At 61.4% G+C, this 24,752-nt stretch carries 20 protein-coding genes; 11 read left to right on the forward strand and 9 right to left on the reverse strand.

Features of this window, described 5'->3' with window-relative positions:
- Positions 1-13: 13 nt before the first annotated feature.
- The 3 genes from AC3EML_RS18625 to AC3EML_RS18635 form a co-directional block, all read right to left on the reverse strand.
- Entirely contained in the window at positions 14-2,194 is a 2,181-nt protein-coding gene (locus AC3EML_RS18625; protein ID WP_023716195.1) for an adenylate/guanylate cyclase domain-containing protein, read from the reverse strand.
- Between the two features lie 102 nt (positions 2,195-2,296).
- Positions 2,297-4,474 (reverse strand): adenylate/guanylate cyclase domain-containing protein, encoded by a 2,178-nt coding sequence (locus AC3EML_RS18630; RefSeq protein WP_286461259.1) that lies wholly within the window; start codon positions 4,472-4,474, stop codon positions 2,297-2,299.
- 372 nt (positions 4,475-4,846) lie between these two features.
- Positions 4,847-5,902, reverse strand: a complete 1,056-nt coding sequence (locus AC3EML_RS18635) for a LacI family DNA-binding transcriptional regulator (RefSeq protein WP_023825156.1) — start codon at positions 5,900-5,902, stop codon at positions 4,847-4,849.
- A 166-nt stretch (positions 5,903-6,068) separates the two neighbouring features.
- On the opposite strand from AC3EML_RS18635, the gene AC3EML_RS18640 reads away from it, so the two are divergent.
- Both AC3EML_RS18640 and AC3EML_RS18645 read left to right on the forward strand, forming a co-directional pair.
- Positions 6,069-6,398 carry a MoaF-related domain-containing protein gene (locus AC3EML_RS18640; RefSeq protein ID WP_023699226.1) on the forward strand — a complete coding sequence of 110 codons (330 nt, stop codon included), beginning with the start codon at positions 6,069-6,071 and terminating at the stop codon, positions 6,396-6,398.
- Between the two features lie 34 nt (positions 6,399-6,432).
- Positions 6,433-6,819, forward strand: a complete 387-nt coding sequence (locus AC3EML_RS18645) for a hypothetical protein (RefSeq protein ID WP_023699225.1) — start codon at positions 6,433-6,435, stop codon at positions 6,817-6,819.
- 263 nt (positions 6,820-7,082) lie between these two features.
- Here AC3EML_RS18645 and AC3EML_RS18650 read toward each other — a convergent pair whose 3' ends face one another.
- Complete coding sequence (locus tag AC3EML_RS18650; protein ID WP_023716192.1) at positions 7,083-8,489, reverse strand: FAD-binding oxidoreductase; 1,407 nt, start codon at positions 8,487-8,489, stop codon at positions 7,083-7,085.
- A 113-nt stretch (positions 8,490-8,602) separates the two neighbouring features.
- Here AC3EML_RS18650 and AC3EML_RS18655 point away from each other — a divergent pair, with 113 nt between their 5' ends.
- Complete coding sequence (locus AC3EML_RS18655) at positions 8,603-9,607, forward strand: GlxA family transcriptional regulator (RefSeq protein WP_245260153.1); 1,005 nt, start codon at positions 8,603-8,605, stop codon at positions 9,605-9,607.
- 297 nt (positions 9,608-9,904) lie between these two features.
- On the opposite strand, the gene AC3EML_RS18660 is transcribed toward AC3EML_RS18655, so the two are convergent.
- Both AC3EML_RS18660 and AC3EML_RS18665 read right to left on the reverse strand, forming a co-directional pair.
- A complete protein-coding gene (locus AC3EML_RS18660; protein ID WP_023825152.1) occupies positions 9,905-10,027 on the reverse strand; it encodes a hypothetical protein in 123 nt (40 codons plus the stop codon).
- Between the two features lie 195 nt (positions 10,028-10,222).
- Positions 10,223-11,695 (reverse strand): winged helix-turn-helix domain-containing protein, encoded by a 1,473-nt coding sequence (locus AC3EML_RS18665; RefSeq protein ID WP_488505291.1) that lies wholly within the window; start codon positions 11,693-11,695, stop codon positions 10,223-10,225.
- Between the two features lie 1,014 nt (positions 11,696-12,709).
- Here AC3EML_RS18665 and AC3EML_RS18670 point away from each other — a divergent pair.
- Together AC3EML_RS18670 and AC3EML_RS18675 are read left to right on the forward strand one after the other, a co-directional pair.
- The gene (locus AC3EML_RS18670) at positions 12,710-12,907 is read left to right on the forward strand and encodes an RraA family protein (protein WP_196813640.1); all 198 of its coding nucleotides are present in this window, start codon (positions 12,710-12,712) and stop codon (positions 12,905-12,907) included.
- A gap of 270 nt (positions 12,908-13,177) precedes the next feature.
- Complete coding sequence (locus AC3EML_RS18675) at positions 13,178-14,950, forward strand: adenylate/guanylate cyclase domain-containing protein (RefSeq protein ID WP_023716187.1); 1,773 nt, start codon at positions 13,178-13,180, stop codon at positions 14,948-14,950.
- 281 nt (positions 14,951-15,231) lie between these two features.
- Here the strand turns inward: AC3EML_RS18675 and AC3EML_RS18680 are convergent, their stop codons facing one another.
- Positions 15,232-15,510, reverse strand: a complete 279-nt coding sequence (locus AC3EML_RS18680; protein ID WP_023716186.1) for a YjiS-like domain-containing protein — start codon at positions 15,508-15,510, stop codon at positions 15,232-15,234.
- Positions 15,511-15,663: 153 nt separating this feature from the next.
- Here AC3EML_RS18680 and AC3EML_RS18685 point away from each other — a divergent pair, with 153 nt between their 5' ends.
- Positions 15,664-16,371, forward strand: a complete 708-nt coding sequence (locus tag AC3EML_RS18685; RefSeq protein ID WP_352522215.1) for a winged helix-turn-helix transcriptional regulator — start codon at positions 15,664-15,666, stop codon at positions 16,369-16,371.
- Positions 16,372-16,554: 183 nt separating this feature from the next.
- On the opposite strand, the gene AC3EML_RS18690 is transcribed toward AC3EML_RS18685, so the two are convergent.
- The gene (locus AC3EML_RS18690; protein ID WP_352522216.1) at positions 16,555-17,997 is read right to left on the reverse strand and encodes a LuxR C-terminal-related transcriptional regulator; all 1,443 of its coding nucleotides are present in this window, start codon (positions 17,995-17,997) and stop codon (positions 16,555-16,557) included.
- A gap of 192 nt (positions 17,998-18,189) precedes the next feature.
- Between AC3EML_RS18690 and AC3EML_RS18695 the strand changes: the two genes are divergently transcribed.
- The gene (locus AC3EML_RS18695; RefSeq protein WP_023716183.1) at positions 18,190-18,564 is read left to right on the forward strand and encodes a hypothetical protein; all 375 of its coding nucleotides are present in this window, start codon (positions 18,190-18,192) and stop codon (positions 18,562-18,564) included.
- 472 nt (positions 18,565-19,036) lie between these two features.
- Here AC3EML_RS18695 and AC3EML_RS18700 read toward each other — a convergent pair whose 3' ends face one another.
- Positions 19,037-19,708 (reverse strand): GntR family transcriptional regulator, encoded by a 672-nt coding sequence (locus AC3EML_RS18700; protein ID WP_023716182.1) that lies wholly within the window; start codon positions 19,706-19,708, stop codon positions 19,037-19,039.
- Between the two features lie 133 nt (positions 19,709-19,841).
- Here AC3EML_RS18700 and AC3EML_RS18705 point away from each other — a divergent pair, with 133 nt between their 5' ends.
- From AC3EML_RS18705 to AC3EML_RS18720, 4 genes are read left to right on the forward strand one after another with little or no spacing between them, the layout of a single operon-like run.
- Positions 19,842-20,429: an amino acid synthesis family protein gene (locus AC3EML_RS18705; protein WP_023716181.1), complete on the forward strand. Its 588-nt coding sequence runs from the start codon at positions 19,842-19,844 to the stop codon at positions 20,427-20,429.
- Positions 20,422-22,221: an alpha/beta fold hydrolase gene (locus tag AC3EML_RS18710; protein ID WP_023716180.1), complete on the forward strand. Its 1,800-nt coding sequence runs from the start codon at positions 20,422-20,424 to the stop codon at positions 22,219-22,221. Before AC3EML_RS18705 ends, AC3EML_RS18710 begins: the two co-directional genes overlap by 8 nt.
- On the forward strand, positions 22,218-23,255 hold the full coding sequence (locus AC3EML_RS18715) for an LLM class flavin-dependent oxidoreductase (RefSeq protein ID WP_023697483.1): 1,038 nt from the start codon (positions 22,218-22,220) through the stop codon (positions 23,253-23,255). The genes AC3EML_RS18710 and AC3EML_RS18715 overlap by 4 nt, the downstream gene beginning before the upstream one ends.
- A 10-nt stretch (positions 23,256-23,265) precedes the next feature.
- The gene (locus AC3EML_RS18720) at positions 23,266-24,735 is read left to right on the forward strand and encodes an aldehyde dehydrogenase (RefSeq protein ID WP_023825145.1); all 1,470 of its coding nucleotides are present in this window, start codon (positions 23,266-23,268) and stop codon (positions 24,733-24,735) included.
- The last annotated feature ends 17 nt before the right edge of the window (positions 24,736-24,752 follow it).

Below are 24,752 nucleotides of genomic sequence, written 5' to 3' on the forward strand. Positions count from 1 at the left end.
CGCGCGTGTGCGTCTACCGAACCACGGTGAAGTGAAACACCTTGCTTGTATTGGCATAGGAGTAGCTTTTGCCGGCTGCGTCGTTGCGTCTGTAGACGGGACCACAGTCGGGGCGACCGAACAGGTTCTCGCTCTGCTCGCACAACAGATCGCCATCGACGTAGACGGTCTCGGTGACTAGCCGCGTCGTAGAGCGGAAGGCCGCCTTGCCGTCGCTTCCGATCTGAAGGAAGGCTGGTTGGAGACCGGGTTCGATCTGGCCTTGCAGTGTATGGCCAATGACGAGGGACGCGATCTCGGCACCCTGTAACTGGTCCTGTTCGGCCGGGGTAAAGCCGAAGCGCCATTGGGGGAGGCCCGCCTGGCGCAGTGCGGCGACGAGTATCGCCAGATCCTGCGGATTCCGAAAATGTGCATGAGTCATCTCCCACCCAGCCAAAGAGTCCACGTAGCTGGACCCTGCTACGAGGCGGAGCCCCTCGGCGATTGCGGCTTTCGCATTCGGTAGGCGGCCGCCGCGGACATACGCCGCAGCGAGCGTAAACCGAAAGTTGCCAACCGTGGACGCATCGTCGCGTGTGTGCTCGAGAGTCTCGATCGCTTTCTCGACATTGCCCTGGAGCAGAAAAACCAGCCCAGCAGTTTCCCGGTTGATCGCTGAGAGGTCGGGGTCGAGCCTGAGCGCCGTCTCGACCGCAGTGGCTGCCTCGGCATGATTGCCGGCGTATAACTGAACATATCCAAGGGCTGCTTGCGCCTCTGCATCGCCCGGACCGATTGAAACAGCCTTCTTGGCAGAGGCAATCGCATCTTCGTAGCGGCGATTCACGACCTGCATGATCCCAAGAATTGCATAGGGCGACGAAAGGTCAGGGTCGAGTTCCAAAGCTCGGCTCGCCTTCTCATATGCTCTCTTTCGTGCTGGCGCGCTCTGGATGACGTCGTTGAAGGCCTCCCGCCAGATATAGATTGTGGTGCGCGCGTCGGCCGCGAAGGCTTCGGCAAAGGCGGGGTCAAGCTCCTCCGCCTTGTCGTAGAGCGTGAGCGCCTCCCGCAGGCCGGCCTGCAGGACGCTGCGTGACGCCGTCTCGGCTTGTAGATAGTAATCATAGGCCTCGAGATTGCTCGTCGGCGGCCGCGCCATGCGCTCGCTTTCCGCTGCCGAAGGTTGCATGCCAAGCGCCTTGGCGATCTCGCCGCTCATCTCGTGCTGGACGGCAAACACGCCGGCCATGCCACGGTCGAACCGGTTGGCCCACAGATTGTCGCCCGTTGCCGTATCGATGAGCTGGGCATTGAGGCGGATCTGCTCGCCGGTGCGGCGGACGCTCCCCTCGACAACGAAGCGGACGCCAAGGTCGCGCGCGACGTCCGCCAGCGCTGCAGGCTTGTTCTTGTAGGCGAACACCGAGTTGCGCGCGATGACGTCCAGACCGGACAGCTTGGTGAGGTCGGTGATCAGATCCTCGGTGATGCCGTCAGCGAAATAGTCCTGGCCTGGATCGCCGCCGAGGTTTGCAAACGGCAGCACGGCAACCGATGGCCGCGATGGCACTGAGAACTTCTGCCATGCGAAAATGCCGGCAATCGCGGCGATCGCCAAGGCGGCGGCGCCTGCCAGGATGATGACGCGCGAGCTCGGCCGGTGTGGCGCGGCCGTGACCTTTCCCGATGCTGCGGGATCCAGCAGCAATCGATAGGCGCGAACCGGATCGGCGATGTTCTTGAGGCGCTGCTCGCCAAGACTGGCAAAGCCGACATCAACCTTGTGAACGGCATGATCAAATGCGGTTCCGGAGATACATACACCCCCCGGCTCGGCCATAGCCTCGAGGCGCGCGGCGATGTTGACGCCATCGCCGTAGATGTCATTTTCCTCTACGATGACATCACCGAGATTGACGCCGATGCGAAACCGGATGTGGCGGGGGTCGGAGGTGCCCGGGTCTCGGACAGCCATCCGGCGCTGAATCGCGGCAGCGCATTGGACGGCATCAACGACGCTGGCGAATTCGACCAGCGCCCCGTCTCCCATGAGCTTGATAATCCGACCGTGGAATTCCTTGATCGCGGGGTCGACCAGTTCTCGACGGCAACCCTTCAGTCGTTCGAGCGTGCCGACCTCATCCTCGCCCATGAGCGTGCTGTAGCCGACCACGTCGGCAGCAAGGATCGCGGTAAGCCTTCGCTCCATACCTGCCTGCGCCCTCCTTGGTCGATCAAGCGGCTTCGCGCAGCCTATTCTAGTCCCGCATCGGACGCGAGTGTGTGCGTCCGTTATGACGCGCGTGTGCTTCTACTGAACAACCGTAAAGTGAAACACCTTGCTTGAGTTGACGAAGGAATAGCCGCCGCCTCCATCGTCGCGGCGTTTATAGACGGGTCCACAGTCGGGGCGCCCGAACATATTCTCGCTCAGCTCGCACAATAAGTCGCCATCGACACGGACGGTCTCGGTGACCAGCCGCGTCGTGGAGCGGAAGGCTGCCTTGCCGTCGCTCCCGATCTGGAGGAAGGCTGGTTGGAGTCCGGGCTCAAGCTGACCCTGCAGAGTATGGCCCAGCACCAGCGAGGCGATCTCCTTGCCCTTCAAGCGGTTGTGCTCATCGCCGGTGAAACCGAACGGCCATTCGGGCAAGCCCGCCTGCTGCAACGCGTCGACGATGAGAGCCAAATCCTGCGGGTTACGATATTGGGCACCGTTGAGTCGGTATGCGGACAATGAATCGAAACCTGGTGTGGACATGGCACCTAGCCCCTCGGCCACTGCCGCCCTGGCATCCTGCAGGCGGCCGGCGCGGGCGTAGGCGGCACCAAGCGTGATCGTGAAATCTCCGACTGACGGCGCATCGTCGCGGGTGCGTTCGAGGGCCTCGATCGCCCTGTCGTTGCTCCCTTGAATTAGAAAGACCAGACCGGCAATTTGCCGGTTTACAGGTGAAAGGTTGGGATCGAGCCTGAGCGCCGTCTCGACCGCTTCGGCAGCCTCAGCATGACTGCCGGCGAACAGTTGCACGTATCCCAGGGCTATTTGCGTCTCAGCATCGCCGGGGCCGAGTGCGACGGCTCGCTCGACCGAAGCGATGGCTTCCTCGTAGCGGCGATCCACGACCTGCATGATCCCAAGAATAGCATAGGGCGACGAAAGGTCAGGGTCGAGTTGCAAAGCTCGGCTCGCCTTCTCATATGCTCTCTTTCGTGCTGGCGCGCTCTGCATGATGTCATTGAACGATTCACGCCAGATATACACCGTCGTGCTTGCATCCGCCGCGAAGGCTTCCGCAAAAGCGGGGTCGAGCTGCTCGGCCTTGTCGTAGAGCGTGAGCGCCTCCCGCAGGCCGTCGCGCCGACCGGTCCGTGCTGTCTGCTCGGCACGAAGATAGAAGTCGTAGGCTTCGAGGTTTTCGGTCGGCGGCCGCGCCATGCGTTCGCTTTCCGCTGCCGAAGGTTGCATGCCAAGCGCCTTGGCGATCTCGCCGCTCATCTCGTGCTGGACGGCAAACACGCCGGCCATGCCACGGTCGAACCGGTTGGCCCACAGATTGTCGCCCGTTGCCGTATCGATGAGCTGGGCATTGAGGCGGATCTGCTCGCCGGTGCGGCGGACACTCCCCTCGACAACGAAGCGGACGCCAAGGTCGCGCGCGACGTCCGCCAGCGCTGCAGGCTTGTTCTTGTAGGCGAACACCGAGTTGCGCGCGATGACGTCCAGACCGGACAGCTTGGTGAGGTCGGTGATCAGATCCTCGGTGATGCCGTCAGCGAAATAGTCCTGGCCTGGATCGCCGCCGAGGTTTGCAAACGGCAGCACGGCAACCGATGGCCGCGATGGCACTGAGAACTTCTGCCATGCGAAAATGCCGGCAATCGCGGCGATCGCCAAGGCGGCGGCGCCTGCCAGGATGATGACGCGCGAGCTCGGCCGGTGTGGCGCGGCCGTGACCTTTCCCGATGCTGCGGGATCCAGCAGCAATCGATAGGCGCGAACCGGATCGGCGATGTTCTTGAGGCGCTGCTCGCCAAGACTGGCAAAGCCGACATCAACCTTGTGAACGGCATGATCAAATGCGGTTCCGGAGATACATACACCCCCCGGCTCGGCCATAGCCTCGAGGCGCGCGGCGATGTTGACGCCATCGCCGTAGATGTCATTTTCCTCTACGATGACATCACCGAGATTGACGCCGATGCGAAACCGGATGTGGCGGGGGTCGGAGGTGCCCGGGTCTCGGACAGCCATCCGGCGCTGAATCGCGGCAGCGCATTGGACGGCATCAACGACGCTGGCGAATTCGACCAGCGCCCCGTCTCCCATGAGCTTGATAATCCGACCGTGGAATTCCTTGATCGCGGGGTCGACCAGTTCTCGACGGCAACCCTTCAGTCGTTCGAGCGTGCCGACCTCATCCTCGCCCATGAGCGTGCTGTAGCCGACCACGTCGGCAGCAAGGATCGCGGTAAGCCTTCGCTCCATGTGCGGTTGTCCTGCCTCCCTAGCTCAAAGCTTCGCTGAGCGTATTCGACTGGCGTTTCGAATGCGAGCATGCTTGGCCTACTGGACAGCGATAATGCAACCACGTCGTTTTGAAGACATTGCCCTCATGGCTTAGCCTTGTGCGAAACCGGATGTTGCCGCATGGCTGATGTGGGTCGAGATCGGCCTCTGTCGTTCTTAACTGACCACAAGCGGACTTACTGGTCCCGGCCCCAAGGCTGCCGGACCGCAATGCGCCTGATCTCGGCCGTTGCAGCCACCTTTGATACCTTCTGAAAGCAGACGTTGACGGCGACCACGCTGGAGTTCGCAGTGCGCACTGTGCGTTACGACGAGTATGAGGTGACCGGCCTAACCGCGTGGTCGGGCGGTCGAGCCGCGGACCAAGAGTTCGACCGGTATGATCACCTGGCTCGGGGCGCCGTTTGCAAACACCGTCGTGGCGGCAAGTCTCCCCTTCCCGACAATGTCTTGAGCCACTGTCGTGAGCGGGGGCGTGGTGCGCGAAGACTCCGCAGTGCCATCGAAGCCGACGACAGACATGTGTTCGGGTATCTTGATATTGCGCCGACGCGCTTCGTCCAGGACGGTGATTGCCTGCCAGTCCGACATAGTCAAGATCGCCGTTGCTTGCGGAGCCCGGTCGAATACGACCGCTCCGGCCGAAGGCTCACCTGGGGTCGTCTCGATGATCGGGACATTGTCGATTGACAGACCGAGCTCAGCCAAACCCTGGGCGAAGCCGAAAAGTCTCTCCTGATCGAGTTGAAAACCGGCAGAGATAGCGCGCGGGGAATTGCCAGGCAAATGGACGATGGGTGACCCCGATGTGCGCCGAATGGAAAGGATTGCAAAACGCCGATGTCCAAGAGCAGCCAGATGCCTGATGGCCGCCAGCGCCCCGCTCCTGCCGTCTATCCGGATAGAATTGACGTCCGGACCGGCATCGCTCTCGAGGATGACGAAGGGCAGCCGCCGGCGCCGTAAAGACGCAATCAACTCGATGTCCGCGCTGTGGCCCAGAATGAAGCCGTCAACCAAGGCCTCTCGAATGGTGGAAGTGCGTGTCTCGTCCGTACCATTGACCAAACTCAATGTCGCTCCAGCCTCGTCACAAGCAAGCGAAACGCCAAGCACCAGCTCGCGCAGATATGGGCTCCTGATCATATCGGCAATGGCGTATGCGCCCGGGGGGATCAGGCCTATGGCGTTGAACTTGCCGTCGCGCAGCACGCGTCCCCTCGGGTCGGGGCCATCATAACCAAGCTGACGCGCCGCGGCCTCGACGCGCTGGCGCAGATCGGATCGCACCAGATCCGGATGGTTGAATACGTTGGAGACGGTGCCGCGGGAGACTCCAGCGAGCCGGCCGACATCGGCGAGCGTAGGCATTTTAGAAGCGTTCATTTCCCTCAATTAGACAATTTCTTGGAGCGCTCCAAGTTTTTTCTTGACGCTAGGTCCAAAATGTTGGAACTTGCACTTTGAGCGCTCCAAAAATTGAAAGTGGCAGTTCGGCATCTGTCCCGAGCATCGGCCGAGCTGATTTCGAAAATCATCAAGGAGGATTAGGATGGCTACCACCAATGGTGCTCCGACCTCGCTCGTCGGAAAGACTTTTGATTGCTCATTCGGACAGTTCGTACCGAGGTTGACGGTCCTGTCGCCGACCGAATTGCGGGTGCAGGCGACGATCGGCGCTACCGAGATCGACGAGGTGGTTCAGAGCAATCTGACCGGCGTTCGACCCGGACTTTTCATCATGAGTTGGACCGAGCAAGGCGGCAACTTCGTCGTGCAGGTTCAAGATCACGAGAACCAGATCGTTCATAACTATGCGCGACTGGCGGACGGGCAGCAGTTCTGCGCCCAAGGCACAATTCAACCAGTGACGACGGCGTGAGGGCCGCCTGTCTATCTGAGAGGAGAATTACGCCATGACTACCAAGGTGATCGACCAGACCGATCCTACGCAGTGGGATCCAAAGCTTGACGCCGTTATCGCGGCTCCCGGAAACCATAAGGTGTTGTTTGAGAATGACCGGCTACGTGTGCTTGAGGTAATCCTCAAGCCCGACGAGGAAGAGCCGACACATCACCACCGCTGGCCTTCAGTATTCGTGTTCGATGAGGTGGAAGGCCCTATCCACGACTTCGCGCCGGATGGAACCATGATGCCGCCCAATCGAGATGTCATCCAGGCGGTTCAGGCATGGGACGGTCAAGGCTGTCTCGTGGTGCATATGGCCCCCCAACCAGCGGGTCGCGTGCTCAACGCTTCGAGCAAGACCCTGCATGGTATCCGTGTCGAGATGAAGTCATAAAGCAGACGTGATCCTGGCCACCGGAACTCGCGCACGCTGAACGTCCACTTCTGACGGATTGAAGCCTTAAAGCTGCCAGTTGGCTTGCGGTCCCCAAGGTTGCCCGACAGCTTTGCGCTTCATCTCAGCCGTTGCGGACAGATTTGCCACTGATTGAAAGCGGGCATCGCGGCGACCACGCTGGTCGTCGCTCGCAACTCAGCGCGATCAAAGCTCCCACGGCGAGACGAGGGTCGCACCGTACACCCGATTTTGATTGTGCGTCAGCGCATTGGCAGGATGTTCTGGTTGAGGCGGAACAGATTGTCCGGATCGTATCTGTGCTTGATCTTGGCGAGCCGCGCGTAAGCCTCAGCGCCGAAGGCGTCGCGGACGAGATCCGATCCTTCGCCATGGCCGGGGAAGTTCAGATAGAGGCGGCCGGTCGAGTAGCGCTGCATGTCCTGCCAGAAGCTGCGAACCCAGCCGATGTTCGCATCGTCCTCGTTAGCGCCTGGCCAGATGGCGTCGAGGCTGAGCATGAAGGGCATGGAGCGGTCGCCGAAGGCAGTCTCATCGGCTGCAACGCGCTGGACGAAACCGCCGAACTTCCAGATCGAGGCGAAGGTCATTTCGGAGGGGCGCTTCGCCATCCAAGCAGTGGTCTCCCCGACGACCTCGTCGTCGAGGCGCGAAAGGTAAGTGGATTTCCAGTAGCAGCGGTCGCGGCCTTTCGGGAACAGCCCGTCATAGAGCGACTGGATGGTGCGATATGGCATGCGGCCGCTGAAATCGACGAGCGGTTCCCCAAAACTGCGCAACGGCGCCACGACCCGTTCGCCCTCGTCGGCCGGTCCGTCATAGACATGCGCGAGCGCCAGGACGCGCCGGCCCCTTGCATGCTCGGCAATCGAGGGGTCGTCGGGCAGGGTGGAGAACTCGGCCAGGCCGCTCAGGCGGTCGGGTGCGGTCTGCATGAAGTCGCGCCAGAGCGGAATGATCTCGTTGGCGCGCTCCTCGGGATAGGCCGGACCGCATAACATCAGCTCCGGTTCGATCGGGTGCAGCTTGAACTCGAAGCTCGTCACCACGCCGAAATTGCCGCCGCCGCCGCGTAGCGCCCAGAAGAGATCCGGGTTCTGCGTCGCGTCGGCATGGATGAGCCGGCCATCGGCGGTCACCAGATCGGCGGCCAGCAGATTATCGACGCTGAGGCCGTGGCTGCCGCGCAGCCAGCCGATGCCACCGGAAAGCGTCAGGCCGGCAACGCCCGTCGCCGAGATGAGACCGCCCGGCGTGGCGCGGCCAAGCGGGGTGGTGGCCGCATCGACATCGGCCCAGGTCGCGCCGCCCTCGACGAGGGCACGGTCGAGGCCGGACGCGACCCGCACGCCCTTCATCAGCGACATGTCGATCATCAGGCCGCCTTCGCAGACGGCGTAGCCTGCAACATTGTGGCCACCCGAGCGGATCGCGATCGCTAACCGATGCTCGCGCCCGAAATTCACCGACGCCACGACATCGGCAGCACTCCGGCAGCGCGCGATGAGGGCGGGACGGCGGTCGATCATGCCGTTCCAAACGACCCGCGTCGCGTCATAGGACAGGTTCGACGGCTCCAGCACCTCGCCGCACAAGATGGAACGGAAGCTATCGATGCTCGATTGTGCAAGGGTAGCGGTGGCGGCCATGTAGCGGTCTCCTCGTTTGACACACGCTAGCGCGGCGCGGGCACGGCCGCTAAAGTCGAAAATGCTGGAAGGCGGTCATTTCTGCCATGGTTGAACAGGCGAGACCATTGAATGTGGCGATCCTTGCCGCTCCGGAGGCTACCGCCTCCACGATCTACGGCATGTTCGACTTGTTTTCCTCGCCCGGCAGGGATTTCCTGTTCATCACCAGCGGAGCCGCGGGCACGCCACGCATGCGGCCCTATGTGGTCGCCGGGGACGGCAGCCCGTTTCGCGCGGCAAACGGCATCTGGGTGCGCCCAGATCACAGCCTTGCCGATTGCCCGCCACCCGACATCGTCTGTATTCCAGATTTCTTCGTCAATCCGGGCGAAAGCGTTGCCGGGCAGTATGACGCCGAAGCCGCGTGGCTGAAGCGAGCGCATGACGACGGCGCCATGCTGGCCAGCGCATGTTCGGGCGCGGTGCTGCTCGGTGAGGCCGGGCTGCTCGACAATCGCGAGGCCACCATTCACTGGGGCTATGTCGAGACGCTCACGAACAACTATCCCGGCGTGAAGGTGAAGCCGGGCCAGTCGCTCGTGCTGAGCGGCGAGGCCCAGCGCATCGTCATGGCCGGGGGCGGCTCAAGCTGGCAGGATCTCGCCCTCTATCTGATCGCGCGCTTCGTCAGCCTCAGGGAGGCGATGGAGGTCGCCAAGGTCTACATGCTGCAGTGGCACGACATGGGCCAGCAGCCCTTCGCAGCGCTGATGCGCTTTCGCCAGACCGACGACGCGGTGATCAACCGCTGCCAGAAATGGGCCGAACGCAACTACCGGACCCCTTCGCCCGTCACCGCCATGACCAAGCTGTCAGGCCTGTCCGAGCGCTCCTTCGTGCGCCGCTTCGCAAGGGCCACGGACATGAAGACAATCGACTACATCCACGCGCTCCGGCTCGAAGCGGCCAAGGAACTGCTGGAGACCGGCGACCTGGCGGTCGAGGGTGTGGCCAATGAAGTCGGCTACGAGGATGCGAGTTTTTTCGGGCGTCTCTTCCGCCGCAAGGTCGGGCTGACGCCGGCGCAATATCGCATTCGTTTCAGTGCTCTCCGGCGAGTTCTGAGCCGCGGTTAAATCTCAACCGTCTAGGCGCGATGCCATATTCCGCTATGCGCCGCAATTCGGCCATTGGGCCGAGCTCTGCCGCCGATTGAAGCGGACTCTGGTAGCTGGTTGCGCGTAGGCAGGGGTGCCACGTTAGAGCAAACCCAGGTGTAGGGCCGGAGGGGATCGTGGCGCGCCCAGAACGAAAGCTTGTGGCGGTTTTGGCAGCAGAAATGACCGAAGCGCCGTAAGATTGCGGCAATCCTGGTGGCGGACATCGTCGGGTTCAGCCGTCTGGGGCGAAACGACCAGGATTGTAGGCCCCCTTCACGCACACTTCTTGCGCTCAGCCACCTCGACGCTAAGGCGGAAAGCCTGGCCATCCGCATAGGAGCGTGCGTAGCTTTCTGCCTCGAAAGCGAAGGTCAGCGTGTTGCTATAGGCCGGCACGCGGACGGTCCAATTTCTTGTAGCGGATGATTTCGAAAGCATGCTCGGGCAATTCCATAGTTCCTCCCGCGATCACCGACGAGAGCTCTCAGATAGCGTCGCAAAAACCTTTGAATGCAAACCATCCGACACATCGGTGTCGTAATGTTTCAACGTTGCCCAAAGCTCCGCCAGTCCGGCCGGTAACCAAACAGTTCAGGCGGCGCTCCACATCATCAGCGCTTTCGCGACTCCGTCGAGAAGATGGTCAGCGTCAAATTCATGCTCGTAAAGCATGCTGGCCCGGATCGACTCCAGTGGAGTGTAGGATGGCGCGATACGCTTGAGTTCCGAAACGAGCCGCGATACCGCGTCCTGGTTGCCCAACTTCGCCTGTGCCGCCGCCAGCCATGTGAGCCTTACGGCCGAAGTCATGGGCAACATCGACCAACTGACAACGGCTCCCTTGTAGTCTCCCGCCGCGTATTGGGCGAATGCACGGTCGGAATGATACCAGTCTGGATGTATCGGATTGATCTGAACCGCCTTGTCGATCCAGGTCAGGGCTTCGAAAGGCTTGCCCCTGATGGCAAGCAGATAGCCGATCTGCGCGATCGTGTCCGCATCGAAGGGATTGAGGTCATAGGATCTTCGAAAGTGCCGCTCGGCGGCATCGTATGTGCGCGTGCACAGCAGTGCTTGGGCAAGAATCCGATGGCAGCGAGGCTCCTCTGGTGCGAGTCCTACCGCGAAGCGGGCTTGCTCTACTATGTCGGCCAGCACCTCCGGAGGAGCCATTCCATAATCGCCGATAATCAGGTCGGCAAATGCAAGGTATGAGCGCGCGAGCGCATAATGCGTATCCTTGGTGACGGCCGCAGCAAAGTAGTTCCGTGCTGCCTGATTATCGTCGGCGCCGTAGCCACGCAAATGCACCAGCCCCTTGAGAAGAAGCTCATAAGCCGCCAGGCTTGCTGGAGGCTTTGGACGGGCGCGCGTCAAGCCCGCATCGTCGAGCCGTGCGACAAGACGGTTCGTCACACGCAGCGCGATCTCTTCCTGCATGTCGAAAACAGCTGAGCCCGATGCTGTGAACTTCTCGCCCCACAAGACCGCGCCGTTTGCCGCTTCGATGAGGTTGATCGCCACCCGTACGGTGCCGTCGCGAAGGCCCATGCGTCCCCGAACCAGGAAGGTTGCCCCGAGTCTCCTGCCGACCTCGGTCCAGTTGCCGGGGTCCTCCGACGCAAAGGAAAAGCTTGAGTTGCGCGCCAGGACAACAGCAGTGCGAAATCGCGCCAGAGCGTTGACAATGTCCTCGGCAAAACCATCGACCAGAGGCGTGTCGGTCGCATCGCCTTCATTAGTGAAGCGCAGCACCGCTACAGAAGGCAGGTCGGACGGCGGCCTCGCCGGCGCGCCAAGCGGTGAAAGGAGGTAGCCGCGGCCTGAGACGGTGCGAATTATACTTTGTGAGTCATCGCGCAGCGCCTTGCGCAACTCGCGCACGCCTTGGGTGAGCGAGTCTTCGGTTACAAACAGCCCAGGCCAGACGGACTCCATCAGCTCCGACTTGCTGACGACGTGCCCTGTTTTTCCAACGAGATGGCTCAGGAGTGCAAATGTCTTGGGACGAAGTTTGACGGGATGACCCTGGCGCAACAGCAAGCCGCGCGAAGTGTCAAACACGCACTCGCCGATTGCTATGCTCCCTGATTCTGTATGCGACATTCAGAAGCGCTCTGCCAAACCGAGCCGGGCTCGTCGACATACAGGGGCCATCCGCGCTTACGGTCAAGACCTTTGCCGCAGCCGCAGGTTCTGCCCCCTCAGGCACGGGTTCATGGCGAGCCAGGGCGCCCAACTCTAGAAGTTCGAAGAAGGTGCCGGGCATTGGCGCGCAGGCCAAGCTGTTGACCCCACTGAAGTACAACTCGTAAAGCTCTTGCCGTATGCGGAGCCTTTCGACGTCGTTTTCCATGATGGCCACTCCCTAGATTGTAGGGATCATGGCGCATGTGGAGCGGTGCGTACCGGCGAAATTCTGAAACTTTTCTGAAACCTGGTCGCTGGAGTACAGATCGGCCGGCGCCGAGAAGCCAATGACTGGCTCGCCGGCGGCTATCGCGAAATGCGATCACGCGAATCGGGCGAACTATTCCTCGTCTTCCACTCTCGGCGAGGCGCCTTGGGTCGCTGCCTCGATGCGATCGACGACGCGCAGCTCTTTACGATGGCGAGGAATTCAGCTGCCAGGTGCTTGAACTTCACCGCGCCCCCAGAGCGAAGATCCTCGCCTTCGATATCTCTCAAGGGCATGGAAGTTGCGGCAGCGCCTTTGAGGAACCGCAAATATCCCGCTGCAGCTCGTCTTTCGTTCGTTCAGGGTGTGAGGCCGCCACATGATTGAAGACCCACCGCTGCTCACCATCAAAAGCCGTTTCGAACGGCCTGCGGCAGAGATCATCAGTGCCTTTTCCGGCTTGCCCGTGAGCCTAGTCCTAGACGCCATGGGCGGGCGAGGGGCGTTGCACCAGGGATTAAGGCACTCTCGCCAGGTACTGCGATACTGGCCGATATCATCGTTGCGGCCACCGACAGCTTTGCTGGTGCGGCGGTCACTGAGGATCTGGTCCTTGGCATGGTGCGAAACAAGGGGTGCGCCTGCCTCGTGCGCGATGTTGTCGGGATCGAGGCGGGCGGGTGCCGGTTTACTGTGCCGGGATCGTCGCGAACTCGCCGGCGCGCAATGGTCCAGGCACGGCCGGGTTCCCGGTGGTACTGGGAGGAATGACCATCTCGCGGGGAGACATACTGGTCGGCGACCGCGATGGTATCGCCGTGGTGCCTCGCCTCGAGGCTGAAACGGTGCTGGCGCGGCTCACCGTATCAGGGCGGTGAGAAAACTCTTGATGGCCTGGTGCGGCAAGGTCTCGCCCGATTTCGCCGAGGTCATCATCAAGTCTGACAGGACGCGCTTCGTTGACTGAAAATTTTCAACGGCACCTAAGGTCCGCCTCGCCAACAGATCGTGGTTGCCGTAATTCACTTCCAATCAGATCCCGCGCTGCTTTGTTTGAGGCTATCTCGGAATTCACCTATCGAACGTCGCCTTCGAAAACGGGATTTTGTAATCTGTGCTATGCCACTTAGTCGACAGGAGTGGGCAAAGTGAGCCAGACGCGGAAACTTGCGGCGATCCTGGTCGCCGACGTGGTCGGATACAGCCGGTTGGCGGGGTCGGACGAAGATCAAACGCTGGCGCGGCTACGGGCGCTCCGGAGCGATCTCATCAATCCGACCATCGCTGTCCACAATGGGCGCGTTGTGAAGCTTATGGGTGACGGCACCCTCGTAGAGTTCCGGAGCGTTGTTGACGCCGTACGCTGTGCAATCGAAATGCAGAACGGCATGATTGAGCGCAACGCTGGCTTACCGCCCGGGCGACGCATTGAATTTCGCGTCGGCATTCATCTCTGCGATGTTGTCGAGGAGAGCGACGGCGATCTGATGGGAGATGGTGTCAATATTGCCTCCCGTCTAGAAAGCATCGCTGAGCCGAACGGCATCTGTTTATCGGCCGCCGCTTACGAACAGGTGCGCGACAAACTGAAGGAAGAATTTGTCGATCTGGGCGAGAAAGAGCTCAAAAATATCGCACGCCCGGTGCGCACCTATCGCCTATGTATGCGCGACACGGTCCCAAAAACCGATCTGGCTGCGACTGCCGGGTCCTCCGAACAGCTGGCGCTGCCCGACAACCCTTCGATTGCTGTCTTGCCATTCCAGAACATGGGCGGCGACCCCGAACAGGAATACTTCGCCGACGGCCTTGCCGAAGACATTATTACTCGGCTGTCGCGTCTTCGTTGGCTCTTCGTGTCCGCCCGGAACTCTTTGTTCACCTACAAGGGAAAAGCGGTCGACTTAAAACAAGTCGGTCGAGAGCTTGGTGTGCGGTATGTGCTGGACGGAAGTGTAAGGCGCTCAGGTCATCGACTCAGGATAAGCGCGCAAGTCAGTGACACATCGACCGGGGTACAAGTGTGGGCTGAACGATACGATGTGGAATTGTCGGAATTCTTCGCGCTTCAGGATCAGATTGCCGAAAGTGTCATCGCTACGATCGAGCCGCGGCTCTACACGGCGGAACAGCAACGCTTTCAGAGCAGGTCCCCCACCAATCTTGACGCTTGGGGATTCGTCATGAAGGCGATGCCATATGTCTGGACCTGGAGTTCGGCTACGGAAATCGAGATTGCACAGGGATTTCTGAAGCAGGCTACGGACCTCGATCCTGACTATCCCCGCGCCAACAGCCTGTTGGCGTGGGCTCACGCGGCCCGCGTTTTGTCAGGATGGGCCAACGCAGCAGACATTCTGCCCACCTCTCGCGCCCTCGCGCAGCGGGCAATCCAAGGCGACCCCGAGGACCCGTGGACGCATTTAGCGGCAGGGTTTGTCCACATGATTTCGCGCGGCTTCGACTCTGCTGTGAGAGAACTAAATGAAGCGATCGAGCTAAACCCGAGCTTCGCCTTTGCGCATTCGATCCTGGGCTCAACTTACGGATATGGGGGCATGCCCGCCGAGGGGCTCGACCATCTTGAAATCGCGGGTAGGCTAAGTCCTCGCGATCACACATATGCTGCGAATTTCTCCATCCTTGGCTTATGTCATTTCATGGCTGGACGATATGCAGACGCGGTCGAATGCGAATGTCGCGCGGTTGAACTCCGGCCCCATTTTGGGTCTGCATGGCGGACGTACGCGGCGGCCGCTGGGATGGCCGGTGAAATGGACATCGCGGTTCATGCGCTTTCGCAGGCCAAGCGCCTTCAACCGTCCCTATCCCTTCAATGGGTAGACAAGTTTCATCCGATCGTTCACGACAAGCACCGGGCTCTCTATGTAGAGGGGCTGCGCATTGCCGGGCTTCGATAGTTGCGGATCGTGCCGTGCTCGTAGCTCGCTATCGGACCTACTATACCGCACGAGCGTGCGCTCAGCGCCTCAACTCGGTTGTCAAAGCTTCGGTGGGTTTCTTCCAACAGCAGACGTTCCTCACGATGAATCCGAAGAGCCGGCCGACCACTTGGAAGTATGCATTCGAATCGCTTCGGCGCGCTAGATCTCTGAAACCAAGGCGCTACTGGGGATGGCCCTGAGTTCGGCTGATCAATTGCCGCCGTCAAAACGGCTTCCGATCCCGGGGCTCTCCCTTCTCACCAATTTCCCGTGCGGTTCTGCGCTGCACTCTGGAGCGCGCGAGAGGCGGACCTATCGAAGCTGTCGGCGCAGGCCGCTTCGACGTCCGCTTCGGTCAAGCCAACGTCCCGCAGAAGGAAGTTGGACAGGTGACCGAGCCCGCGCTCTATGTTGCGGCGGGTCCTCCACTCACGGACAAGGGCCAGCAGGCGTTCGAGCGGAGGGTCAAGAAAAGTGCCCGGCAAGCGCCGTGCGGTCTGGCCTATTGTCGTTTGCGTCATGTTACGCCAAGTCATGGTGAACCTCCGTTGATCGGGAATGCGAATGGCGATCACGTGACGGCAGAAGGCGAGAAGGCGCCAGGGCAGCTTCGGAAGCGTTCCGCTTCAGATTGTGAACTGGCCTCAGACCTCCGAAAGGCCTAACCTGCGGCAAAGGAGCGGTCAGCCATGACGCGACGGCCTTACGGACTGGTCTGCCCGATCTCGCACGCCTGCGAGTTCCTGGAGCCACGCTGGACAATTCAAATCCTGACCGAGCTCTGGAACGGCTCGACCCGCTTTAATGACATTCGCAAGGGGGTGGGCAACGTCTCGTCCGCCCTCTTGTCGAGGCGGCTCAAGGAAATGGAAGCGTTGGGCCTGGTCGAGCGCGTCGAGGACGAGGCGACGGGCACCATCAGCTATTTCCGTACCGAAAAGTCGATAAGGCTCGAGCCGGCGATGAACGCGCTGGCGGAATGGGCGCAATGCAACATCGAGGCGGAGATCGCGCTCGCCGACGTGGATGTTTCGACCCTCATGTGGGCCGTGCGGCGAAAGATTGACCTCGCTGAACTGCCGCGGCGGCGCGCCGTCATCCGCTTCCATTTCTGCGACGATCCCCCACCGAGGTGTCCCCATTACTGGTTTGTGGTCGAGCCAGGCTCAGACTTGCCCGAGCTATGCACGCTCGACCCCGGCCGGGACGTCGATCTTTACGTCGAGACCGGCGTTGTTTCGCTGGGAGCCATCCTGGAGGGCCGCTCCAGCATCGAGCGTGAGAAAGAGAGGGGCGGCCTTTTCCTCATCGGCGACCCCGGCCTCGCGCGAAGCATGGACCGTTGGCTTCGAATCTCGGTCTACGCGGCGCTTGAGGGAATCGTCCAGCTTCCTTGAAAGCCATGTTTGGAGTGCAGCCTTATGCAACCCGCCCAGGACGACAAAGCCATTTGGCTGGCCTCAAAAGCTATGGTGCAATCGTCCGTTGTTGATTGCTGCTCAGTTAAAGCCGCCAGTCCGCATTCGGCCCCAATGCTGCCCGAGGAGCAATGCGCCTCTGAGGTGACCAGAGTGAAGAAGCTAGGCCAAACCCGCACGACGGGCGCCTTCTCTGATTGCAGCAATGGCGACAGGATTGGTAACCGGATAGGTTCTGATGAACACCTCAGCCGTGAAATTCGGGAACTCGTCCTTCAGTCGCGAATTGATCCTGGCGACCTGAGGAGTTTCATTGAGCATCGCATGAACCATTGCCAGAAACAGAAGGGTGGCGGGCGAATCTGGCGCAGATTGACGTAGCGCGACCAGTGATTCACGGTAAAAGCCAAGAACGTAGCTGCATCGAGCGAGCATTCCATGATACCAGGGAACATAAGGATTTAGCCGGACCGCTCGCTTGGCCAGTTCGTAGCCACGCTTCGGGTCGCTGCCAACAAGAGCAAGGCTACCCGCAAGAAAGGCAAGTGAGTCCGCGTCATTTGGAGCAGCCACCAACACTCGGTCATGTTCTTCGACAGCAGCTTCGACATCGCCCTGCAATGCCCGAAGATCGGCAAGCATTATGCGGGCGTAAATGTCGGACGGATCGAGCGCCAGCGCTTGCTTGACACATTGGCTCCAGCTCTCGATCGAGCCGGAAAGGTTGTCGGTAAACCCGTTGATAGCTTCCACAGCATGCGCAAGTGCCAGCGCGGTCCAAGCTCTTGCTAGACCCGGGTCGAGTTCGATCGCACGCGCCAGTAGCCGTATCGCCTCCTTGTTCGACTCACGGGTGAAAAGGTGCTTCTGCTCAAGCCCAAGCAGATAGCAGTCATAGGCCTGCAAACTTGCTGGAGCCTTCCGACGAGCCGCATCGCGTCGCAGATTGGCGAGCTGACCGTGGCAAGTTGCAAGGACATTGATGACGTTTTCGGTCACGCTGTCCAGCATCGCAAACAGGTTGTTCGCGGAACGATCGTAACGCATCGTCCAGACATCGACCCCTGTGTGGGCGTCGACGAGTTGGACGCGGATGCGCACCCGCTGCCCGTCCACTTGAAAACTTCCCTCGATCACATAGTCGGCATTCAACTCTCGTCCGAGAGCTCGCACGTCAACATGCCGTCCCTTGTAGGAAAGCATTGTTTGGCGGGCGATCACCGCAAGGTCCCGGTAGCGAGAGAGATCAACTATGAGGTCCGCCGACAAACCATCAGCAATACGAGTCCAGCGTTCTTCTCCGCTTAAATTGTCGAACGGGAGAACTGCGAGGACCGGCGGACCCGGCTCATCGGTCGAAAGACTTCCGGGTGGTGCATGGCTGCGGTCCTGCTGGCGGTGATCGGCAAGTAACCCAGCAAGCGCCACTTTACTACGAACATCGAGCTTCCGATAAATGGCCGAAAGATGGGTCCGAACGGTGGTAGGCGCTATGAAAAGTGTTTCGCCGATTTCGCGATAAGTCATGCCCTCCGCAAACTTTGCCGCGACCATCAACTCCCGATCCGATAAGCCGGCGAGAGGATTGCCTACGGCGCGAAGCATCGTTCCATTTTCCTTGCTGCCGACCTGTGGCCAGAACCCGATGGCCTTACATCAGGATGAAAATACTACAGATGCGATATCGAAAACACTGCATTTGCACGATTCCATGCGACGGGTCAGCATCCTAGTCTCTGCAGATCGGCAGGGCAGGTTGCTTGGCAGGCCTGGTCGATTCAGAACACGGAGGGCTCCATGACAAAGTTGTCTGTCTTGACCGTAATACTGGTGCTTTTGGTGTCGGTGGGGCGATGCTTGTCCGAAGGTACCCAAACCAACAGCAAACTGACTTCCGAAGAAGCGGTGAAAGCTGCCAGCTCTGAACTGTATTCCGACATTCTCGTGCGAGCATGCAGGAACGGATGGCGGTATCCGCGCAGCTACATCGAAAATGGATTCAGGCGCCACCTGGCGGAGCTGAAACTGCAGCTTGTCGATCAGGGTTACAGTTTCGTACCCAACATGACCGCGAATGATCTGCCCGTCCGAGGACCGATATCTGAGACCAAACGCCGTCTGGTTGGCTCGCGCCAATTCAGCTGTTCCCACCCATACTGGCGCGATGAATGACTCCACGCGACGGTGTGCAATCTGACAGCCTGATTTCCGGCGGTTCTCCCTAGGTTGGAAGGAGGCGTTGACGAATGGCAGGTTGTTATTCGAGGAGGAGTGACACTCCTCCTGGAGCTGTAAACAACGTCATGGAATGACCGCTCTTCGGCTGCGTGGCTCCACAAGCTGCCGATCCGCTACCGGCCCTGTTCCAGCCGTCAAGGTGCCGGCCGGTAAGAGCGCCCGCTAAACTTGGTCGTCAAAGCAGCGTATTCGTCAGTTGACAAGGCAAACTTCGCTCGATGACCGTGAACTCGAACGGCAGCTTACCGACGAGCGCTTCCTAGAAGCAGACCGTCCGGATACGGCTCCGAAGCTGCCGGACCGCTTTGCGGGTCATCTCAGTCGTAAAGTTGCATTTTCGTTGCCGGGAAGCAGACATTTTCTGCAAGGCGCTTCGAAGGGTTGGATAGGCTAGGCTCACGCGGACCTAGACCAGGCGAAGTTTATCTCGAGCGATCTGCCACGCCGATTCGACATGTCGCCGTGCCGCCGCTTCCGCTTCATCGGGCTTGCGCGCCCTTATCGCATCCATGATCTCATTCATCTCGGTGATCGCCGCTTCGCGCCGGTTGGTCGAGACGATGGTCATCGAACGAAGCTGGTTGATGCGGACATTCAGCCCGGAGACGATTTCCCAGGCGACACGCTTGTCGGCGGCCTCGAACAGCGCCTCGTAGAATTTGGTCGTCGCCCGCATCACCGCAGGCGGCGTCGCCGACGCCCACGCATCGAACAAATCCGCCAGCGCCCCTTCGAGCCTTGCCAACTGCTCGCCGGTGGCCGACAGGGCACAGGCTCGGGCCGCGATGCCTTCAAGCAGAGCCCGAAGCTCGTAGATCTCGTCGGTACGGCCGAGGTCCGGCCTGGCGACGGCCGGCCCATGCCCAGGGATCATCTGCACGAGCCCCTCTGCCTCCAGCTGCCGCAGAACCTCACGCACGACGGAACGGCTGACGCCGAGCTGGTCGCAAAGCGGCCGTTCGACGAGCCTTTCGCCAGGCTGGAAATGGAAATCCATGATCGCTTCGCGCATGCGCTCCAGCGCCAGCGTCCTCAAGGTCTTGGCGCTGCGGTCGATGCGAAGGTTGTCGTCTGGCATGTATGCCTCCTGCGCCCTACCAAAACAGATTCGACGCCCGGTTGACAAGGTACTTGGCGCTCCATATCATGGTATACCATAAGATGACAGCGGGATTGGACGTTCCGAGGCATCACCTACCCGAGGAAATCCAATGCAGACCGCCATCCGTAAGATCGTGACCTATACCGAGAACACGCTGATCGAAGGCGGCAAGGCCACCCCCCGGCCGCTGCGCCTTATCGGCGTCGCCGCGGTGCTGACCAATCCCTGGGCCGGTCGCGGCTTCACCGACGATCTGTCGCCCCAAATCCGAGCCTGTGCGCCGGTGCTGGGGGAGATCCTGACCCGCGAGATCGTTGCCGTCGCCGGTTCCGGCGAGGCTATCGAGGGCTATGGCAAGGCCGCCATCTGCGGTACGTCGGGCGAGATCGAGCATGCGTCGGCGCTGATCCACACACTCCATTTCGGCAATCATTATCGGCGTGCCGTCGGCGCCAAGACCTATCTTGCCTTCACCAATCTGCGCGGCGGGCCAAACACGCCGATCATGATCCCGCTAATGGATAAGAATGACGAGGGACGGCGCTCGCATTACCTGACCGTGCATTTCCAGATCGGCGATGCGCCGGCGCCGGACGAACTGGTGGTCGCGCTTGGCGCTTCGATCGGCGGTCGCCCGCATCACCGCATCGGCGACCGCTATCAGGACCTCAAGGAGCTTGGGGACGTGCATGGCTGATGCTTCCGCATGGGCTCGACAGGGCACGGCGCCCGACGGCACCGGCTTCATCCGGGCCGGTGTCGGTGCCCCAGTGCTGTTCATCCATGGTGTCGGCATGAACGCTGCGATCTGGCAGCCGCAGCTCGAGCGCATGGCTGGCCGCTTCGACGCGATCGCCATCGACATGCTCGGCCATGGTCAGTCGCCGCTGCCACCGCAAGATCCGGAACTGGCCGATTATGCCGACCAAGCCATTCGCCTCCTCGACCATCTCGGCCTCGACAAGGTATCCGTCGTCGGCCACTCGATGGGTGCACTCGTTGCTCAGGAACTCGCGCTGCGCGCACCGGAGCGCGTCCGCCGCATCGTTTCACTGAATGCCGTGTTCCGGCGTACACCTGAACTGGCCGAAGCCGTTCGCCAGCGCGCGGTGGCGCTCAACGGCCGCAGCGATACGGCCGGCACGGCACGGACCATCGCCCGCTGGTTCGGCGATCCGGTGCCGGTCGAGTTGGAAGCGGCAGCGCAGAAGACGGCATCCGCACTGAGCGCGGTCGACCCGGAAGGCTATGCCCGCACCTATCGCCTGTTCACTCGTGCCGACGGCGATCATGCTGATCGCCTGCCGACGCTGGCCGTGCCGGCCCTGTTCATGACCGGCTCCGAGGACAGGAACTCTTCACCGGCAATGTCAGCCGCGATGGCACGCCTGGCGCCGCATGGCCGCTGCACGGTACTGCCGGGTGAGAAGCACATGATGGCGGTCGCGGCACCGGACCTCACCACGCGCTGCATCGTTGACTTCCTCACCGAGGACGAAGCGACCGAACAAGACGGCCCTGCGCAAGCGAATACCGGGTTCGACAGCGGCGAATTCCGCCGTGCGCTTGGCTCCTTCCTCACCGGCGTCACCATCGTCACCACGATCGGCCCCGAAGGCGAGCCGCGCGGCTTCACCGCCAACTCCTTCACCTCGGTCTCGCTCGATCCGCCGCTGGTGCTGGTCTGCATCGCACACAAGGCGCTTGGCCATCCCGTCTTCGCGACATCGAAGAGCTTCGCCATCAACGTTCTCAACGAGGGTCAAAAGGCAGCGTCCGGCATCTTCGCCTCGAAAGTGGCCGACAAGTTCGCCGCCGTTGCCTGGCGGCCGGGACGGACCGGCAGCCCTGTGCTGGACGGCTCCGTCGCGTCCTTCGACTGTGACATGGAGCGACTGGTCGAGGCCGGCGATCATTCGATCCTCATTGGGCGCGTCCGCGATTTCCAGCACAATTCCTCGCAGCCGCTCGGCTATTGCCGCGGCGCCTATGTCGCACCCGGCCTCAGCCAGGACGCGCTCGCCGCAACCCAACCCGGCACCGATGTTGGCGCCATCCTCGAAAATGGCGGCCGGATCCTGTTCGTGGAAACCGCGGACGGTTTTGAACTGCCGCGTGGCCGGGGATTGGGCTCGGCGGGCGATGGCAATAGCCTCCGAGGGTTGCTTGTGGCAAAGGCCATTGAGGCTCAGCTCGGCTTCCTTTTCGCCGTCTGGGACGATGCCGGAACTGTTTCACGCACGCATGTCTACTATCGCGGCACGTTCGACGTGCCCGCTTCCAGCGATCGCGGCATCCGGCTGATCGAGATCGACGCGATCGAAGGATTGAAGATCGCCGATCCGGCCATCCGCTCGATGCTCGCGCGCTATGTCAGGGAATGCTCGGTGGATGCATTCGGTGTCTATGTCGGCAACAATGTCGAAGGCGAGGTCCGGCCGCTCGCCAGCGCCGGCGCTTCCGCCGTCAATACAGGTGACCAGCGATGAAATTCTCGCTCTTCGTGCACATGGAACGATCGGACCTGGCCAAGCCGCATTCCGAGCTTGTGACCGAGCTAGAAGAACTGGTCCTGCTGGCCGAGCAGGCAGGGTTCGAGACCGCCTGGATCGGCGAGCATCACGGCATGGAATTCACCATCTCGCCGAACCCCTTCATCAACATCGCCTATCTCGCCGCCAAGACCAGCCGCATCCGCCTCGGTACCGGAACCGTGATCGCGCCCTTCTGGCACCCGATCAAGCTTGCCGGCGAAGCCGCGATGGCCGACGTAATCAGCGGCGGCCGGCTCGACATCGGCATCGCGCGCGGCGCCTACAGCTATGAATATCAGCGCATCTTTCCAGGCCTCGACGCCTGGGGGGCCGGCCAGCGCATGCGCGAGATCATACCGGCGATCCGCGGCCTCTGGGACGGCGACTTCGAACTCTCCGGCGAGTTCTGGCAATTCCCGGCCACCACCTCCTCGCCCAAGCCGCTGCAGAAACCCTACCCGCCGATCTGGGTGGCGGCCCGCGACCCGAATTCGCATGATTTCGCCGTCGCCAATGGCTGCAAGGTCCAGGTGACGCCGCTGGCTTCCGGCGATCACGAGGTGACCAGCCTGATGCAGCGCTTTAACGGCGCCTGCACCGCGCATCCCGAGATCGAAAGACCGGAAATCATGCTTTTGATGCACACCTTCGTCGCCGAAGACGCGACCGATGCCGATCGCCTCACCCAGGACCTGTCGACTTTCTACTGCCAGTTCGGCGCCTGGTTCCAGAACAAGAAGCCGGTGCATCAAGGCATATTGGAGCCGCTGACGGCGGATGAGATCGCCGCCATGCCGCAATACGCGCCGGACAAGATCAGGCAGAACCTGGTAATTGGCGAGGCTGATGAGGTCATCGCCCGGCTGAAGGCTTATGAGGCGCTCGGCTACGACCAGTATTCGATCTGGATCGACAGCGGCCTTTCGCACCAGCGCAAGATGAAATCGCTGCAATTGTTCATCGACCGGGTGATGCCGGCCTTCCTCTGATCGCGAGCCCATGACCGACGCTGTTTTCAGGAACTTCATCGACGGCCGCTTCGACGAGCCGTCCGCCACGTTCGACAGCGTCGACCCATCGGCCGGGACGGCCTGGGCCAGGATGCCGGCGGCGAGCGAAGCCGATGTCGACCGTGCCGTCGGGGCGGCGCACCGCGCACTGCGCTCAGACCTATGGCGAAGGATGACTGCGACAGCGCGTGGAAAACTGCTGGTCAAGCTCGGCGACCTCGTCGCCGCCAATGTCGGGCGCCTTGCAGAACTCGAGACGCGCGACACCGGCAAGATCATCCGCGAAACCCGCGCCCAGATCGCCTATGTCGGCGACTACTACCGCTATTATGGCGGGCTTGCCGACAAGCATGAAGGCACGCATGTGCCTGTTGACAAGGCGGATCTCGACGTCACCATACGCAGCGAACCGATCGGCGTCGTTGCCGCGGTGGTGCCGTGGAATTCGCAGCTCTTCCTCTCGGCCGTCAAGCTCGGCCCGGCGCTCGCCGCCGGCTGCACCATCGTGCTCAAGGCCTCCGAAGATGGGCCGGCGCCGCTGCTTGCCTTTGCCGAATTGGTTCATGAGGCCGGCTTTCCAGCCGGTGTCGTCAACATCCTCACCGGCTTTGGCCATGATTGCGGCCGGCGCCTGACCAGCCATCCGCTGGTTTCGCGCGTCGCCTTCACCGGCGGTCCGTCGACGGCGCGCGCCGTCGTCAGGAACACGGCGGAAAACCTTGCCTACACCACGCTCGAACTCGGTGGCAAAAGCCCGGTCGTCGTCTTTGCCGACGCCGACCTCGACAGTGCCGCCAATGCGGTGGTCGCCGGCATTTTCGCGGCGACCGGCCAGAGCTGCGTCGCCGGCTCGCGGCTGCTGGTTGAACGTTCGGTGAAGGATGAATTCCTCGCTCGCCTGAAGCGCAAGGCCGAGGCGATTCGCATCGGCGATCCGCAGGATCCGGCGACCGAAATGGGTCCGCTCGCCACGCTGCGGCAGCGCGACTGGATCGAGAAGGTTGTCGCGGAAAGCCTCACCGCGGGCGGCATGCTGGTCACCGGTGGAACACGGCCAGTCGGCAGCGGCTTCTACTACGCACCGACCATCATCGATGCCGGCGGCAGCGACCTGCCCTGCGTGCGGGAGGAATTGTTCGGACCGGTGCTCAGCGTGCTTGCCTTCGACAGCGAAGCGCAGGCGCTGGCACTCGCCAATGACACTCCGTTCGGCCTGGCTTCCGGCGTGTTCACCAGCAATCTCGGCAAGGCGCATCGCATGGCGCGCGACATCCATGCCGGCGTTGTCTGGGTCAACACCTATCGCGCCGTATCGCCGCTCGTTCCGTTCGGCGGCTACGGTCTGTCGGGCCTCGGCCGCGAAGGCGGTCTCGACGCCATCAGAGACTACACGCGCTCGAAATCCGTATGGATCAACACCTCGGACGAGCCGATCCCCGATCCCTTCGTCATGCGCTGAGTTGCGCAGGACGCAGG

It is taken from the genome of Mesorhizobium sp. P170090 (assembly GCF_057786115.1).

What these genes read in the sequence shown, in the direction of transcription:
- AC3EML_RS18625 (WP_023716195.1), bottom strand. Translation starts at nt 2,194, where the DNA reads ATGGAGCGAAGGCTTACCGCGATCCTTGCTGCCGACGTGGTCGGCTAC.
- AC3EML_RS18630 (WP_286461259.1), bottom strand. Translation starts at nt 4,474, where the DNA reads ATGGAGCGAAGGCTTACCGCGATCCTTGCTGCCGACGTGGTCGGCTAC.
- AC3EML_RS18635 (WP_023825156.1), bottom strand. Translation starts at nt 5,902, where the DNA reads ATGAACGCTTCTAAAATGCCTACGCTCGCCGATGTCGGCCGGCTCGCT.
- AC3EML_RS18640 (WP_023699226.1), top strand. Translation starts at nt 6,069, where the DNA reads ATGGCTACCACCAATGGTGCTCCGACCTCGCTCGTCGGAAAGACTTTT.
- AC3EML_RS18645 (WP_023699225.1), top strand. Translation starts at nt 6,433, where the DNA reads ATGACTACCAAGGTGATCGACCAGACCGATCCTACGCAGTGGGATCCA.
- AC3EML_RS18650 (WP_023716192.1), bottom strand. Translation starts at nt 8,489, where the DNA reads ATGGCCGCCACCGCTACCCTTGCACAATCGAGCATCGATAGCTTCCGT.
- AC3EML_RS18680 (WP_023716186.1), bottom strand. Translation starts at nt 15,510, where the DNA reads ATGACTTGGCGTAACATGACGCAAACGACAATAGGCCAGACCGCACGG.
- AC3EML_RS18685 (WP_352522215.1), top strand. Translation starts at nt 15,664, where the DNA reads ATGACGCGACGGCCTTACGGACTGGTCTGCCCGATCTCGCACGCCTGC.
- AC3EML_RS18690 (WP_352522216.1), bottom strand. Translation starts at nt 17,997, where the DNA reads ATGCTTCGCGCCGTAGGCAATCCTCTCGCCGGCTTATCGGATCGGGAG.
- AC3EML_RS18695 (WP_023716183.1), top strand. Translation starts at nt 18,190, where the DNA reads ATGACAAAGTTGTCTGTCTTGACCGTAATACTGGTGCTTTTGGTGTCG.
- AC3EML_RS18700 (WP_023716182.1), bottom strand. Translation starts at nt 19,708, where the DNA reads ATGCCAGACGACAACCTTCGCATCGACCGCAGCGCCAAGACCTTGAGG.
- AC3EML_RS18705 (WP_023716181.1), top strand. Translation starts at nt 19,842, where the DNA reads ATGCAGACCGCCATCCGTAAGATCGTGACCTATACCGAGAACACGCTG.
- AC3EML_RS18710 (WP_023716180.1), top strand. Translation starts at nt 20,422, where the DNA reads ATGGCTGATGCTTCCGCATGGGCTCGACAGGGCACGGCGCCCGACGGC.
- AC3EML_RS18715 (WP_023697483.1), top strand. Translation starts at nt 22,218, where the DNA reads ATGAAATTCTCGCTCTTCGTGCACATGGAACGATCGGACCTGGCCAAG.
- AC3EML_RS18720 (WP_023825145.1), top strand. Translation starts at nt 23,266, where the DNA reads ATGACCGACGCTGTTTTCAGGAACTTCATCGACGGCCGCTTCGACGAG.